Annotated in this window: 14 protein-coding genes; 10 read left to right on the top strand and 4 right to left on the bottom strand. The window is 72.4% G+C overall.

All coding sequences use genetic code 11. From position 1 onward, the window contains the following. Positions 1-15 precede the first annotated feature (15 nt). Positions 16-1239 carry an MFS transporter gene (locus Sri02f_RS30215; protein ID WP_109004707.1) on the top strand — a complete coding sequence of 408 codons (1224 nt, stop codon included), beginning with the start codon at positions 16-18 and terminating at the stop codon, positions 1237-1239. A gap of 92 nt (positions 1240-1331) precedes the next feature. Here Sri02f_RS30215 and Sri02f_RS30220 read toward each other — a convergent pair whose 3' ends face one another. The 3 genes from Sri02f_RS30220 to Sri02f_RS30230 all read right to left on the bottom strand — a co-directional run bounded on the left by Sri02f_RS30220 (position 1332) and on the right by Sri02f_RS30230 (position 3752). Then, on the bottom strand, positions 1332-2213 hold the full coding sequence (locus Sri02f_RS30220; protein ID WP_109004515.1) for a triphosphoribosyl-dephospho-CoA synthase: 882 nt from the start codon (positions 2211-2213) through the stop codon (positions 1332-1334). A gap of 9 nt (positions 2214-2222) precedes the next feature. After that, positions 2223-3185 (bottom strand): intradiol ring-cleavage dioxygenase, encoded by a 963-nt coding sequence (locus Sri02f_RS30225; protein ID WP_174855736.1) that lies wholly within the window; start codon positions 3183-3185, stop codon positions 2223-2225. Positions 3186-3296: 111 nt separating this feature from the next. After that, positions 3297-3752 (bottom strand): ATP-binding protein, encoded by a 456-nt coding sequence (locus Sri02f_RS30230; RefSeq protein WP_109004516.1) that lies wholly within the window; start codon positions 3750-3752, stop codon positions 3297-3299. A gap of 241 nt (positions 3753-3993) precedes the next feature. On the opposite strand from Sri02f_RS30230, the gene Sri02f_RS30235 reads away from it, so the two are divergent. The 9 genes from Sri02f_RS30235 to Sri02f_RS30275 all read left to right on the top strand — a co-directional run bounded on the left by Sri02f_RS30235 (position 3994) and on the right by Sri02f_RS30275 (position 14400). Then, positions 3994-4863 carry a hypothetical protein gene (locus Sri02f_RS30235; RefSeq protein ID WP_109004517.1) on the top strand — a complete coding sequence of 290 codons (870 nt, stop codon included), beginning with the start codon at positions 3994-3996 and terminating at the stop codon, positions 4861-4863. A 127-nt stretch (positions 4864-4990) separates the two neighbouring features. Beyond that, positions 4991-5752, top strand: a complete 762-nt coding sequence (locus Sri02f_RS30240) for a YcnI family copper-binding membrane protein (RefSeq protein WP_109004518.1) — start codon at positions 4991-4993, stop codon at positions 5750-5752. A gap of 146 nt (positions 5753-5898) precedes the next feature. Continuing rightward, positions 5899-6549: an SCO family protein gene (locus tag Sri02f_RS30245; protein ID WP_109004519.1), complete on the top strand. Its 651-nt coding sequence runs from the start codon at positions 5899-5901 to the stop codon at positions 6547-6549. Next, positions 6546-7016: a copper chaperone PCu(A)C gene (locus tag Sri02f_RS30250; RefSeq protein ID WP_109004520.1), complete on the top strand. Its 471-nt coding sequence runs from the start codon at positions 6546-6548 to the stop codon at positions 7014-7016. Before Sri02f_RS30245 ends, Sri02f_RS30250 begins: the two co-directional genes overlap by 4 nt. 13 nt (positions 7017-7029) lie before the next feature. Continuing rightward, a complete protein-coding gene (locus tag Sri02f_RS30255; protein WP_109004521.1) occupies positions 7030-9093 on the top strand; it encodes a copper resistance CopC/CopD family protein in 2064 nt (687 codons plus the stop codon). 7 nt (positions 9094-9100) lie between these two features. Then, entirely contained in the window at positions 9101-10618 is a 1518-nt protein-coding gene (gene efeB / locus Sri02f_RS30260; protein ID WP_245970877.1) for an iron uptake transporter deferrochelatase/peroxidase subunit, read from the top strand. A gap of 177 nt (positions 10619-10795) precedes the next feature. Continuing rightward, the gene (pheA, locus tag Sri02f_RS30265; protein WP_109004522.1) at positions 10796-11728 is read left to right on the top strand and encodes a prephenate dehydratase; all 933 of its coding nucleotides are present in this window, start codon (positions 10796-10798) and stop codon (positions 11726-11728) included. 582 nt (positions 11729-12310) lie between these two features. Then, the gene (gene serS / locus Sri02f_RS30270) at positions 12311-13588 is read left to right on the top strand and encodes a serine--tRNA ligase (RefSeq protein ID WP_109004523.1); all 1278 of its coding nucleotides are present in this window, start codon (positions 12311-12313) and stop codon (positions 13586-13588) included. Beyond that, positions 13585-14400: an HAD family hydrolase gene (locus Sri02f_RS30275; protein WP_109004524.1), complete on the top strand. Its 816-nt coding sequence runs from the start codon at positions 13585-13587 to the stop codon at positions 14398-14400. The genes serS and Sri02f_RS30275 overlap by 4 nt, the downstream gene beginning before the upstream one ends. A 592-nt stretch (positions 14401-14992) precedes the next feature. Here the strand turns inward: Sri02f_RS30275 and Sri02f_RS30280 are convergent. Further along, positions 14993-15235, bottom strand: a complete 243-nt coding sequence (locus tag Sri02f_RS30280; protein WP_109004525.1) for an SGM_3592 family protein — start codon at positions 15233-15235, stop codon at positions 14993-14995. Position 15236: the final 1 nt, after the last annotated feature.

A 15236-nucleotide genomic window follows, 5' to 3' on the forward strand; every position in this document is an offset into this window, starting at 1 on the left:
TCTAACGTCGTGTTCATGACGACGAAGACTCCCCCGCAGCGGCTGCTCGCGCTCGCGCAGTTGAGCAACTCGGTCGGGGACGGCGCCTACTACACGACGTCTGCCCTGTACTTCACCCAGGTGATCGGCCTAGCTCCCGCGCGCGTGGGGCTCGGGCTGACCCTCGGATGGGCGGTGGGCTCGCTGGCGGGAGTGCCGTTGGGACGGCTGGCCGACCGGCGCGGGGCGCGGGGGACGGCGGTGCTGCTGGCGCTGGCGACCGCGCTCACGGTGGCGTCCTTCACCCTGGTGCGCGACTTCGTGCCGTTCGTGCTCGTCGCGTGCGCGTACGCGGCCGCGCAGTCGGGGCTCGCGGCGGCCCGCCAGGCGCTGCTGGCCGGCCTCGCGCCCGCCGGAGAGCGGACAGGGCTGCTGGCACGGCTCCAGGCGACCCTGAACGCGGGTCTGGCGGTCGGCGCGGGGCTCGGGGGGCTCGCGCTGCACGCCGGGACGCGGGAGGCGTACCTCGCGGTGTTCGTCGTCGACGCGGTGAGCTTCCTGGTGTGCGCGCTGCTGCTCGCCGGACTGCCGCGGGTCGCTCCCGGGACGGTCCGGCCGGGCGGGAGCGCCCTGGGAGTGCTGCGGGACCGGCCGTACGCGCTCGTGGCACTCCTCAACACCGTGCTGCTGCTGAGGATGCCGCTGCTCAGCCTGGTGCTGCCGCTGTGGATCACCGAGCGGACCGGGGCCCCCGCCTGGCTGGTGTCCGCGCTCTTCGTGCTCAACACCGCAGCGGTGACGGTGTTTCAGGTACGGATGGCGCGGGGGGTGAGCGGGCTGGAGAGCGCCACGCGCGCGGTGCGGCGCGCGGGATGGGTGATGTGCGCCGCGTGCGCGGTGTTCGCCCTGTCCGCCGGGGCCTCGCCGTGGGTGGCGGCGGGCGTGCTGGTGCTGGGGTCGGTACTGCAGGCAGCGGCCGAGATGGGGCAGTCGGCGGGCTCGTGGCAGCTCTCCTTCGACCTCGCCCCGGCCGACCGTGTCGGCGAGTACCAGGGGCTGTTCGGCACCGGCGTCACGGTGGCCCGCACCCTCGGCCCCCTGGTCCTGACCTGGCTCCTGGTCGAGTGGGGCACTCCGGGCTGGCTGCTGCTGGGCGCGGCGATGGTGGCGGCGTCGTACGCGATGGGTCCGGCGGCGCGCCGGGCGGCCGCCGGCCGGACGACGCCGGCACCGCGGCGACTGGCCCCGACGAGGGCCTGACGCCCCGGCCACCGCACGGACCGCACCGTCCCGACGACCCGGACCACCACGCCGACCACGCCGACCGCACCGACCACACCGACCGCGCCGTCCTACGACCGTGTCGGCGTCCGCCTCACGCCCCCAGGATGAGTCAGGCCCGCAGGGTGAGGGCGGAGGCCGGCGGTCGGCAGGGAGTCGACGAACAGGGCGCCCGCGAGGAGGCCCGCACTGCCGCGCGGGCTCCACGCACGCGTGTGGAGGTCGGCGTCGAGACCGGTGAGGGCGGCGCGGCCCGCCGGGGTCGCCGTGCCGCCCGCTTCCAGGACGCCACGGGCGCCGGCCTGCACATGGCGCAGACCCGACGGGCCCGCGGTGTGCAGGAGTTCGGTGTCCTGGAGGGTGGACATGACCGTGAGCAGGGCGTCCAGGCGGGCTTCGGGCTCGTCCGCGCCGGCCGTGCGGGCCACGGCGAGGGCGTCCAGGGCCCGCCGTACGTGCGGGAAACCGGCGCGCGCCTCTCCCCGGGCGCCGGCCGCGCCGTACTTGGCCGAGACCGTCGCGCCCCGTGAGGGTCTGCGGGGGGCCGCCCGGTCGGGATGCGCGGCGATCCGCTTGGCGGTCGCGGCGACCTCCGCGCCCCGCGCGTGGGGGGCGAGGGCGGCCGCCGCGACCAGCAGGCCGAGCGTCCACAGAGCGCCCCGGTGCCCACCGCCGGCGAGGCCCACCGAGTGTTCGGCGCACCGCCCGATCGCGCCCAGCTCCGCCCGCAGCCGGGGCGTGGGCTCGCCGGTGCGGCGGGCGGCCGCGGCCATCGCCGCGAGTCCGGGTGCGAGCGCCCTGGCCGACCAGAGGAGTCCGCGATGGTCCCGGCCGGTGACCCGGGCGGCCAGGTCACGCGGGTCGGGCAGGCCCGGCTTGGGGGCCAGGGCGAGCTGGCCGGTCAGCGCGGCCACCGCGGCCTGCGCGAGCTGCTCGTCCGCACAACTGGGCACGGCCCGGCCCTACGAGGAGGGGGACGCGGAGGGGGTGGCGGAGGCGGGGGCCGTCGGGGCGTCGCTCGGCGGGGCGCCCGTCGGAGCGCCGCCGGGGGAGCCGCTGGGCGGTGTGCCGCCGCCACCGCCGCTGCCGGCGCCGGTGTTCTCGGCGGCGGGGTCGACGCCCAGGGTGAGGGAGCCCTTGTAGCCCTTGGAGGGGTCCGCCTTGTGCACGGCCGTCAGCGTCAGCAGGCCGCTGGACGCGCCGCCGCCGTCGTAGACCATGTCGTCGTCGAGGCGGGTGTAGCTGCCGGAGTGCCTGGCGTACGGCTCCAGGGTGAAGATCTCCTCGGCGATGTCGTCGGGGAAGAACAGCTGGCCGGTGTGGTTGACCTTGCCGCCCTCGTAGGTGCCGTCCTCCTTCTGGCCTCCGGTGTGCACCTTGAGGTGGATGTGGCAGGTGCGGGGCGTGTACCAGCCGGGGAAGATCGTCTCGAACTTGACGACCCCGTTGGCGTTCGCGATCTGGTAGCCGCGCAGGTAGGTGTCGTCGTCGGCGCTGGAGCCGTCCTCGCTCTCCGCGGGAGCCGAGCCGCCCGGGTTGGCGGTGGTGTAGCCGGAGTAGTAGCCCCAGGCGTCGCAGTGCCAGATCTCGACGGCGGCGCCCTTGACCGGGGTGCAGCCGTCGGTGGCGTCGACGACGGTGAGACGCAGCGTCAGCGGCACTCCGCTCTTGCCCTCGGTGATGTCCTTGCGCACCAAGGCGCCGTCGAGGTAGTAGGGCCCCTCCGTGACGCTCGTCATGAGCGTCATGCACGCGCCGCCGGTGGAGGCGGCGGACGCCGACGCGGTAGCCGTGGCCCCCGTCTCCGTGTCGGCGAAGGCCGACTGGTAGCCGGCGACGGCGAGTCCGCCGGCCGCGAGCGTGCCCCCGGTCACCGTCAGTGCGCGACGCCGGGTGAGGGTGGTGTCCTTGTGGTTTCCCGTCATGCCCGGGAACTTAGGAGCGCCGCCCATCACCCGGCTGGAAGAAAGCTGAGAGGGGCCTGTGAGTGCCGGGAAATCCGACGTCCGTTGCCGGGCACCAGCCCTGACGGATGGTCATACGGCCATCAACGGGGCGTCCTTGCGCCACTTGAGGATCTTGTCGAAGCTCACCACGGCTCCGGCGCGCCCCGGTTTGTTGCCGATGTGGACGTGGTCGGCGAGCTCCTGGATGAGGAAGAGGCCCCGGCCGTGCTCGGCGTCGGCGCTCATGCGCACCGGTGCGGGCGCGGGACGTTCCGCGGTGAACCCGGGGCCCGAGTCGTCGACCTCGATCCGGCACTTCTCGCCGTCGAGGTAGGCGGTGACGCGGTACGCCTCCGAACAGCCGCCGCGCGCGGTGTCGCCGCCGTGCTCGACGGCGTTGGCGCAGGCCTCGCTCAGGGCCACGGAGAGGTCGTAACAGACATCGGGATCGACGCCTGCCGTCTCCATGGTGCCGAGCAGCAGGCGGCGGGCGAGCGGCACGCTCGCAGCGTCGCGCCGCAGATGGAGTGACCACCAGATGCTCATGCTCCAGCCTCCTGGCTGCGGCTCGACATACCGATACGTATTGCCGCACCGAGCCGTATGTAAGCGCGATTTCCCCGTGATGCCGCCCATATGGGGGATGCACGTAGACCTGGAATCGGTGTATGCGCGACTTGCCTGCATCAGTCGTACCAGGCACACCAGAAAGTGATCTTTCGCATCGTGGAGACCTTATGGACCTGCCGTACGGGCGCGGTAAGGCCAGTGCGATGATGAGCCCGCCATGACTGCCCCCCACAGCGAACGCTCCGGTCGCGATCTACGGCTGCTGCGGGCCGCGGTGTTCGCCGCGGTCTGCGTCGTGCTGGCCGCCGCCGGGCACTCGACGGCCTCCTGCGCCGTCGTCCCGCTGTGGACGCTGGGCGCGGGGTTCCTGGGCGTCCTCGCGGTGGTGACGCCGCTCGCCGGGCGCGAGCGCTCGCTGCCCGGCATCGCGGCCCTGCTCGCGGTCGGACAGGGCGCGCTGCACACCCTCTTCGGCCTCGGCCAGCACACCGTCTCCGCGTCCGCCGCGCTCTCCGCCGACGCCTCGGCCCGGCTGTCCGGGACGGACGCCGCGCTCGTCGCCCGGGCGGCCCGGCTGGTGTGCGGGGCCACGGCGGCCGCGCTCAGCCCGGCCGAGGCCCAGAGGATCCTGGTGAACGCGCGGCTCTACCCCGACGGGGCCGGCAGCGGCGGCACCACGACGGCCATGAGCGGCATGACCGGGATGGGCGCGATGCGCCATCCCGCGGACGTCCTGTCCACGGCCGGCTCGCCGATCTCGCTGCTGCCCTCGCTGCCGATGCTGCTGGGCCACGTCCTGGCGGCCGTGGCCGCAGGCTGGGTGCTGCGACGCGGCGACACGGCCCTGCTGAGGCTGCTCGCCCTGTCGGCCCACGGAGTCGCCGAGGGGGCGCTCGTGCGGTCCCTGCGCGGGGCGCTCGCGCTGGTGCGCGCCCTGCTCGCGGGACTCCCGGCCGCGCCCGGAGCGGGACCGTGCGTCCCGTGCGGCGCGCTGCTCGCTCCGGCCGCTCCCCGCATCACGGCACTCCAGCACTCGGTGATCAGGCGAGGCCCGCCGCACACGTGCGCTCTCGTCCTCGCTGCCTGACGCGACACGACCAGCACTCCACCACGACCGGGGAGAGCGGCCGCCGTCGTGCGGCACGCGCGCGTGCGCACACCCGTGCACACGCCTCCTCAGCCACAGACTCACTCAGAGTGGAGTGCTCCCTGTCATGAAGGCCTCTCGTATCGCCGCCCGTGCCGCCGCCGCCGCTGCCGTCGCCGCAGCCGGCGTCCTCGCCCTGTCCGCGCCCGCCCTCGCCCACGTCAGCGTCGCCGCCGAGGGCGCCGCGGCCAAGGGCGGTTACGCGGTCGTCGACTTCAAGGTCCCCAACGAGCGGGACGACGCCTCGACCGCCAAGCTCGAGGTCGCCTTCCCGGCCGACCACCCGCTGTCCTCCGCGCTGCCGGAGCCGATCCAGGGCTGGAAGATCGACGTCACCAAGGCCAAGCTCGCCAAGCCCGTCGAGGTGCACGGCAAGCAGATCTCCGAGGCGGTCTCCAAGATCACCTGGACCGCCACCGGCGAGGGCGTCAAGCCCGGCTTCTTCCAGAAGTTCCCGGTGTCGGTCGGCGCGCTGCCCGAGGACGCCGACGAACTGGTCTTCAAGGCGATCCAGACGTACTCCGACAAGGAGGTCGTGCGCTGGATCGAGGTCCAGGCGGACGGCGCCGAGGAGCCCGAGAACCCGGCCCCCGTGCTCGCCCTGACCGCCGCGGCCAAGGACGGCCACCACGGCGCCGCCGCCGAGGACGCCTCCGACAGGTCCGACGACGCCAAGGCGACCGCCACCACGGCCGAGGCGGCGTCCGGCTCCGACGGCAGCGACACCACCGCCCGGGTCCTCGGCGTGGTCGGCATCGTCGTCGGCGCCGCCGGCGTCGCGTACGGCGTACTCGCCGGCCGCCGCCGCACCGCCGCCACCGAGGCCTGACCCCCGCCCGCGTCGGACGGCCGCCGCCGCCCGACGTCGGCTCCCGACGGTGCGCACCGGGGCGCACGGCCACCCGTACACCCCTTCCGTACACCCGCTCCGGGCCCCGGGGCGCACCGGATTCCACACATCTGGGACATTTCTCTATGCTTAAGAAGACGTTCGCCGCGGCCGCGCTGCTCGCGGCCGCCACCCTCACCCTCTCCGCCTGCGGCAGCAGCAGCGACAGCGGCAGTTCCGTGGCCTCCGTCTCCCAGGAGGCCGGGCAGCGGCCCGTCACCGTGCTCGACCAGCCCTTCACCAAGCCCGCCCTGGTGCTCACCGACACCCAGGGCAAGCCGTACGACCTCCGCAAGGAGACGGACGGCCGGCCGACGCTGATCTACTTCGGCTACACCAACTGCCCGGACGTCTGCCCGCTGACGATGAACAACATCGCCGTCGCCAAGAAGCAGCTGCCCAAGGCCGAACAGGACGCGTTGCGCGTCGTGTTCGTCACCACCGACCCGGACCGCGACACCCCGGCGGCGCTCGGCACGTGGCTCAAGGGCATCGACCCCCAGGTCGTCGGACTGACCGGGAAGTTCGCCACCATCCAGGCCGCCGCCTACCGCCTCGGCATCTCCGTGGAGGCGCCGCACAAGGACAAGAACGGCAAGATCGTCTCCACCCACGGCACCCAGGTCGTCGCCTTCTCCCCGAAGACGAACGCGGGCTACCTGCTGTACGGCGAGGACGCCACGGTCGACGACTACACCAAGGACCTTCCCAAGATCGTCAAGGGGGAGAACCCGTGAGGCCGACACGGTCCGCGCGGCTTCTCGCCGCGCCCGCGGCCGTGGTCACGGGCGCGCTGCTGCTGGCGGGCTGCGGGTCGGACGCGGACGGCACGGCGGACCTGTCCGTCCAGGCCGCCTACATCCCGCAACCCGTCTCCACCACCATGGCCGCCGGTTTCCTCACCATCGTCAACAAGGGCGACGCCAAGGACGAGCTGACCTCCGTCACCAGCTCGACCGCGGGCCAGGTGACCCTGCACAGGACCGTCGGGTCGTCGATGGAGCAGGTCAGCTCCCTCGACGTGCCCGCACACGGTCAACTCGTGTTCAAGACCGGCGGGAACCACCTGATGTTCGAGATGCTGAAGAGCAAGCCGGTACAGGGCGAGACCGTGACCGTCCAACTGCACTTCGCTGACTCCGACCCCCTCAAGGTCGAGATGCCGGTGAAGTCCGCCACGTACATCCCCAAGACCGGCCACTGAGGGAGGGACCACCTTGACGCAGACCATCGCCCCCCGCGTCCGGATGCTCGTGCTGCTGTTCCTGGCGGTCGCCGGCGCGCTCCTGGCCGGCGCGGGACCCGCATCCGCGCACGCCGCGCTGACCGGCAGCGACCCCGCGCAGGGGGTGGTGGTCGACAAGGCGCCCACACAGGTGTCGCTGACCTTCTCCGAGACCGTCTCCATGAACGACGACTCCGTGCGCGTCCTGGATCCCCAGGGCGCCCGGGTAGACGCCGGCAAACCGTCCGAGGTCGGCGGCGCCACCTACGCCGTCCAGCTGCGCTCGGGGCTGCCCGACGGCACGTACACCGTGACCTACCAGGTCGTCTCCGCCGACAGCCACCCCGTCGCCGGCGCCTACACCTTCTCCATCGGCGCCCCCTCCAAGACCACCGTGTCGGTGTCCGACCAGGTGGCCGGCGGCGGAATCGTCGGCTGGCTGTACGGCTTCGGTCGCTACGCGTCGTACGCCGGGTTCATCGTGATGGTCGGCGGGGCCGTCTTCGTGCTGGCCTGCTGGCCGCGCGGCACCGGGGTGCGCGCCATGCAGCGGCTCGTCCTCTCCGGCTGGCTCGCGATGACCGCCGCCACCCTGTTCCTGCTGCTCCTGCGCGGCTCCTACGCCGGCTCGGGAAAGCTCGGGGACGTCTTCGACCTCGACCTCCTCGGACAGGTCCTGCAGACCAAGACCGGTGCGGCCCTCGTCTCGCGGCTGCTGCTGCTCGCCGCGGCCGCGCTGTTCATCGCCGTGCTCTTCGGGGCCTACGACAAGCGGGAGGACGAGGAGAAGCGTGACCTGACCTTCGGGCTCGCGATCGGCGGAACCGTCGTGTCCGCCGGGCTCGCGGCGAGCTGGGCCATGGCCGAACACGCCTCGACCGGGTTGCAGCCGGGCATCGCGATGCCCGTCGACGTGCTCCACCTGCTGGCCGTCGCCACCTGGCTCGGCGGACTCGCCGCCCTCCTCGTCGCGCTGTACCGGGCGCCAGCCGACCGGCCCGTCGAGGGCGCCGCCGTCGGCCGGTTCTCCCAGGTCGCCTTCGGTAGCGTCCTCGCCCTGGTCGCCACCGGCGTCTACCAGTCCTGGCGCCAGCTCGGCTCCTGGTCCGCCTTCACCGACACCCGCTACGGACAGCTGCTCCTGGTCAAGATCGGTCTCGTCGCGCTGCTCGTGGGCATCGCCTGGATCTCACGACGATGGACCTCGCGACTGGCGGACACGACGACCGGGACCACGACCGGGACGACGACCGCGTCGGCGACGGCGTCGGCGGCCTCGACAGCTGACGCGGCCGCCGCACGGACGTCCGCGGCCGGGAAGCCCGTCGTCACGGCCGGCAAGCGCTCGGGTGACGCGGCCACGGCCGCGGGCGCCGGCGAGAGCGGTACCGGGGACGGCAAGGGCGGCTCCCGGGGCGCCAAGGCTGCCGTGGGAGCCAAGGGTGCCAAGGCCGTCTCGGGACGTGACGAGCGGGCCGTGCAGCTCGCCCGGCAACGGGCCGCCGTCGACTCCACACGCGAGAAGAGGCTGCGGGACTCCGACGCGGACCGCTTCGGTCTGCGGCGCTCGGTGCTCGCGGAGGCCGGAGTCGCCGTCGTGCTGCTCGCCGTCACCACCGTCCTGACGTCGACCGAGCCCGGCCGTACGGAGCAGGACGCCGCCAGGGCCACCGGTTCCTCGTCGTCCGCCTCGTCCTCGTCGGACTCCACCTCCGGCGCGCTGACGCTGGACATGTCCTTCGACACCGGCGGCACCGACGGCAAGGGCGTGGTCAGCGTCGACCTCGACCCCGCGCGCGCCGGCGCCAACGAGATGCACGTCTACGTGACCCGGCCCAACGGCCGCGCCTTCGACGTGCCCGAGGTCAAGGTCGCCTTCACCCTCGAAGCCAAGGACATCGGGCCGCTGCCCGTCTCCCCCGACCACATCACCACCGGCCACTGGGCGGCGAGCGCGGTGCAGATCCCCATGGCCGGCGAGTGGAAGATCGCCGTGACCGTGCGCACCTCCGACATCGACCAGGTGACCGTGTCCAAGAACGCTCAGATCGGCTGACCGCACCATGCCCGACCAGTCCCTCCCCGACGCCCGCACACCTGAGGCCCCCGGCCCCGACGCCCGCACGAGCAGGGCCGGCACGCCCAAGGCCTCCGCCGCCAAGACCCGCAAGGACAAGACCGGCACGACCAAGTCCGGCACGAGCCGAACCGGCACAGGCAGAACCGGCAGGGGCAAGGCAGGCGCGGCCAGTGCCGGCGCCGCCAAGGCTGCCGGCATCGTCGACGAGGGCGCCCACTCGGACTCCCCCTCCGCGTCCTCCTCCCCTTCCGTCTCCGCGTCCCCCTCCCCCTCCGCCTCCGGCGAGGGGCTGACTCGGCGCAAGCTGCTCGGCACCGCCGGAGCGACCGGGCTCGTCCTCGGCGCTGCGGGCGCGGCCGCCGGGTACACCGCGGCCCCCGCGCAGGCGACCCCGCTCTCCTCGATCGGGTCCGGGCAGGCGATGTTCCACGTGAAACATCAACCGGGGATCACCCAGGGCCTCCAGGCCCGTGGTCATCTCGTCGCCTTCGACCTCGCGGCGGGAGCCGGCCGCAAGGAGGCCGCCGCGCTGCTGCGCCGCTGGTCGGATACCGCACGGCGGCTGATGGCGGGTGAGGCCGCCGCACACGGCGACACCGACGTGGCCCGGGACGCCGGTCCCTCCTCCCTGACGATCACTTTCGGCTTCGGCAACAGCTTCTTCGCCCGCACCGGTCTGGAGAAGCAGCGTCCGGTCGCTCTCGATCCGCTCCCGGACTTCTCCTCCGACCACCTCGACAAGGCCCGCAGCAACGGTGATCTGTGGGTGCAGATCGGTGCGGACGACGCCCTGGTCGCCTTCCACGCCCTGCGCGCGATCCAGAAGGACGCGGGCAGCGCCGTGAAGGTGCGCTGGCAGATGAACGGCTTCAATCGGACGCCGGGCGCCACCGCCCACCCCATGACGGCCCGCAACCTGATGGGTCAGATGGACGGCACCCGGAACCCCAGAACGACCGACTCCGACTTCGACGAGCGCATCTTCGTCCCGGCCTCCGGCGCGAGGGACCCGGCGTGGATGGCCAACGGCTCCTACGCCGTCGTACGCCGTATCCGCATGCTCCTCGACGACTGGGAAAAACTGTCGCTCAAGGCGCAGGAGCAGGTCATCGGGCGTCGCAAGGCAGACGGCGCGGCGCTGTCCGGCGGGACCGAGACCACCGAGATGGACCTGGAGAAGACCGACGCGAACGGCGATCTGGTCGTCCCGATCAACGCGCACGCCCGCATCACGCGCCCCGACCAGAACGGCGGCGCGGCCATCCTGCGGCGGCCCTTCTCGTACCACGACGGCATCGACCCGGACGGCACTCCCGACGCGGGCCTGCTGTTCGTCTGCTGGCAGGCGGACCCGCTGCGCGGCTTCGTCACGGTGCAACGCAAGCTGGACCGGGGCGACGCGCTGTCCCCGTACATCCGCCACGAGTCGAGCGGTCTGTTCGCGGTACCCGGCGGGGCCGCGGAGGGGGAGTACGTGGGGCAGCGACTGCTGGAGGCGTGAGGCGGCGGCGGCTGCTGGAGGCGTGAGGCAGCGGCTGCTGGAGGCGTGAGGCGGTGTCTGACGGCGAGCGCGGCTGCGGGTCACGCGAAGTTACGGTCCGCGGCGCGGATTCATTCCTGCGAGGGGCGCTCGTGAGACGCATGGGCCCGGATACGCAAGGGCCATTAGGGTGAGGTCATGCCAGCGAGCTATGCGTATCTCGGCCCCGAGGGCACCTTCACGGAGGTCGCCCTGCGCACGCTTCCGGAGGCGGCCACCCGGCAGCTGATGCCGTACGTGTCGGTGCAGTCCGCGCTCGACGCGGTCCGCTCCGGCGAGGCCGAGGCGGCGTTCGTGCCCATCGAGAACTCGGTCGAGGGCGGGATCACCACGACGCTGGACGAGCTGGTCGCGGGCGCGCCGCTGATGATCTACCGCGAGGTGCTGCTGTCGATCACGTTCGCGCTGCTGGTCCGGCCCGGCACCGAGCTGGCGGACATCAAGACGGTCTCGGCCCACCCGGCCGCGCAGCCCCAGGTGCGCAACTGGCTGAAGGCGAACCTCCCGGACGCCCTCTGGGAGTCGGCCGCCTCCAATGCGGACGCCGCCCGGCTGGTCCAGGAGGGCCGCTACGACGCCGCCTTCGCCGGTGAGTTCGCTGCCGCCCGCTACGGGCTGACCGCCCTGGAGACCGGGATCCACGACGCCGAGAACGCGCAGACCCGATTCGTGCTGGTGGGCCGGCCCGCCCGGCCGGCGGCGCCAACCGGTGCGGACAAGACATCCGTCGTGCTCTGGCAGCGCGACGACCATCCCGGCGGCCTGCGCGACCTGCTGGGCGAGTTCGCCACCAGGGGCGTCAACCTCATGCTGCTGCAGTCCCGTCCGACGGGCGCCGGCATCGGCAACTACTGCTTCTGCATCGACGCAGAGGGGCACATTTCCGACCGCCGGATGGCCGAGGCCCTCATGGGGCTGAAACGGATCTGCCGCGAGGTGCGCTTCCTCGGCTCGTACCCGCGTGCGGAAGTCGACGCGGCGGATGTCGAGGCACCGTTGCCGGGGACGTCGGACGGGGAGTTCATGGCGGCTTCGGACTGGGTGGCGCGCTGCCAGGACGGCCGTTTCTAGCCGGTCCCACCTACTCGACACCGGTCCTACCTGCATATCGTTGTTATCCACAGAAGTTATCCACAGGGCAGCTTCTCGACCTGGGGACAAGTCGACAACGAAGTAGCATTCAGTCGACAAATCGGCCCCTGCCCCCTCGGGGTGACTCGCCCCCCGCACGTCACCCCCCGTCCACCTGCTTCCTTCGATCAATCCTTTGGGGCGACCCTTTTCCATCCGAAAGTGGCCTTGGGTTGGGTTTGCGCAGCGAATTCTCCAGCGCGCGAAGAGGCCTTGGAATGATCCATTCCGATGTCCACAGATCTTTCGCACACCCTGTGGATAACTCGCACGGGGTGTGGATTCCTGTGGACAACCCCCGGCCCCAAATCCCGTGCGGCACAAGGAAGTCGAGTCAACGCGACGCCCGTCACATGCTCCGTCCCAGGGAGTGAGACGCGTTTTATTGACACACTGGGCAATTACCTCATAACGCATCGTAAGGAGCGATTCGGCACACTCGCCGGGGGAGCCGGAACACTCGGCGTGCGGCACGGGAATCTGAGTCGTGAGCCGCAACCCCGCACGGGTAGCCTTGGCCGCGTGATTGACCTTCGCCTGCTCCGTGAGGACCCCGACCGTGCGCGCGCCTCCCAGCGCGCCCGTGGAGAGGACGTCGCGCTCGTCGACGCCCTCCTCTCTGCCGACGAGCGGCGCAGGTCGTCCGGCGTCCGCTTCGACGAGCTGCGCGCCGAACAGCGGTCGCTCGGCAAGCTCATCCCCAAGGCCTCCGCCGATGAGAAGGCCGAACTGCTGAAGAAGGCGAGCCAGCTCGCCGCCGACGTCAAGGCCGCCGACGCCGAGCGCGACGCGGCTGTCACCGAGACGCAGGAGCTGCTCCAGCGGCTCGGGAACCTCGTGCACCCCGACGTGCCCGTGGGCGGCGAGGAGGACTTCGTCACCCTCGAGACGCACGGCACGATCCGCGACTTCGGCGCCGAGGGCTTCGAGCCCAAGGACCACCTGGAGCTCGGCCAGATCCTCGGCGCGATCGACGTCGAGCGCGGCGCGAAGGTCTCCGGCTCCCGCTTCTACTTCCTCACCGGCGTCGGCGCCCTGTTGGAGCTGGCCCTGGTCAACGCGGCGATCGCGCAGGCCACGGCCGCCGGCTTCACCCCCATGCTGACCCCGGCGCTGGTGCGTCCGCAGTCCATGGCGGGCACCGGCTTCCTCGGCCAGGCGGCCCAGGACGTCTACCACCTCGACAAGGACGACCTGTACCTGGTCGGCACCTCAGAGGTCCCCCTCGCCGCGTACCACATGGACGAGATCATCGACGCGGACAAGCTGCCGCTGCGCTACGCGGGCTTCTCGCCCTGCTTCCGCCGCGAGGCCGGCTCGCACGGCAAGGACACCAAGGGCATCTTCCGCGTCCACCAGTTCGACAAGGTCGAGATGTTCTCGTACGTCCTGCCCGAGGACTCGCAGGCCGAGCACCAGCGCCTGCTCGCCTGGGAGAAGCAGTGGCTGTCCGCGCTGGAGCTGCCGTTCCGCGTCATCGACGTCGCCTCCGGTGACCTCGGCTCCTCGGCCGCCCGCAAGTTCGACTGCGAGGCCTGGATCCCGACCCAGGGCAAGTACCGCGAACTGACGTCGACCTCGGACTGCACCGAGTTCCAGTCCCGCCGACTGTCGATCCGCGTCCGCGAGGGCAAGCAGATCCGCCCGCTGGCCACGCTGAACGGCACGCTGTGCGCCGTCCCGCGCACGATCGTCGCCATCCTGGAGAACCACCAGCAGGCCGACGGTTCCGTGTACGTCCCCGAGGTGCTGCGCCCGTACCTCGGCGGCCGGGAGGTCCTGGAGCCGGTCGCCAAGTGAGCGCCGTGTCCGCCGGGGAGTTCCCGTACCGCCTGATCGCGACCGACCTCGACGGAACGCTGCTGCGCTCCGACGAGTCGGTCTCCCGCCGCACCCGTGACGCCCTCGCCGCGGCCGGCGCGGCGGGCGCCGCGCACATCGTCGTGACGGGACGTGGGGTCCCGTGGACCCGGCACATCCTGGACGACCTCGGCTACGACGGCCTCGCGGTCTGCGGGCAGGGCGCCCAGGTGTACGACGCCGGTTCGCACCGCCTGCTGACCTCGGTCACCCTCGACCGCCAGCTCGCCGGCGTGGCACTGGCCAAGATCGAGTCGGAGGTCGGCCCGCTGCACCTGGCGGCCAGCCGTGACGGGCTGGACGGGGACGTGCTGGTGGGGCCCGGCTACGCGGTCACCGGAACGCTCCCGGCGACGCCGTTCACGGACGCCTCCGACCTCTGGTCGGCACCGCTGAACAAGATCTACATACAGCATCCCGAGCTGTCGGACGACGCGCTGGCCGAGGCCGCACGGCAGGCCGCGGGCGGCTTCGTCACGGTCGCGATGGCCGGCGAGGGAATCGTGGAACTGCTCCCCCTGGGCCTGTCCAAGGCCACGGGGCTCTCCCTGGCCGCCCGCCGCCTGGGCCTGAAGGCCGCCGAGACCATCGCCTTCGGCGACATGCCCAACGACATCCCCATGTTCGCCTGGGCCGCCCACGGCGTGGCCATGGCCAACGCCCACCAGGAACTGCGGGCGGTCGCCGACGAGGTGACGTCCTCCAACGAGGACGACGGAATCGCCGAAGTCCTGGAACGTTTCCTGAGCTAGGCACACGGTCCTAGCCGGACGACCCCTGCGGGAACCCACCCCGACAGCCTGTGGGGGCGCTCCCGCAGGCCGGGCCAGGCCGGACGCCCAGGCCGGACGCCCAGGCCGGACGCCCAGGCCGGCCGGCTCTCCCCGTCCGAGCAGCGACCCACCGGCGCGACAGCGCACAGCGCACCCAAAAGGCAGGACGGCCGGGCCGCATCGGGATCCTGCGGGTGCGGCCGGGGTCGCCCGGAGGCGCCGCGAGCCGCACTCCGGCCCGTCCTGTCACAACGTGTCGCTCGGCCAAATCTCCGGGAAGGCGGCCCACGCGAGAGCGACATCGCGTGCTCGAAGCGGCCGCCCCGGGCAGCTCCCCTGTGAGGAGCGGGTTCGACGGAGGCGTAACTACTCCGGAACCCGCCACAGGCCGCCCTGAAGGGAGCTCGACGGACTGCCGTCCATCGGCATCGTCGAACTCCTCACCCAGTCTGTGTCGCCGGATGTCGTCCGGCCGACCCGCGCCGTGCGGGTACGACCACTGTGCCCAGGACAGCGAGCGGGACGCCACCGAATAAAACGCCCGTGCGACGGCCGGGGCCGAACGGGGCGACTACCGGCGGCGCCACCTGCGTCGACGCGCCTTGCTGAAGAACCAGCCCGCCGGCGGCTCGTCGGAGCGCCAGGGCTGCGGCTCGGGCGCCTCCGCACGCCACCGCGCGGCGAGCATCCGGGCGCGGGCGGACGGCTCGGACGCCTCGGCGGCCCGTATGAAGTCCTCGTCCAGGACGAGGCCGTCCCAGAGGTCGCCCTCGGCCCCCTCCCGGCCGCCGTTCATCGTGTCGTCGTCCGCCATC

Origin of the sequence: Streptomyces rishiriensis, from assembly GCF_003112535.1 — a bacterium.
Classification (GTDB): domain Bacteria; phylum Actinomycetota; class Actinomycetes; order Streptomycetales; family Streptomycetaceae; genus Streptomyces; species Streptomyces rishiriensis.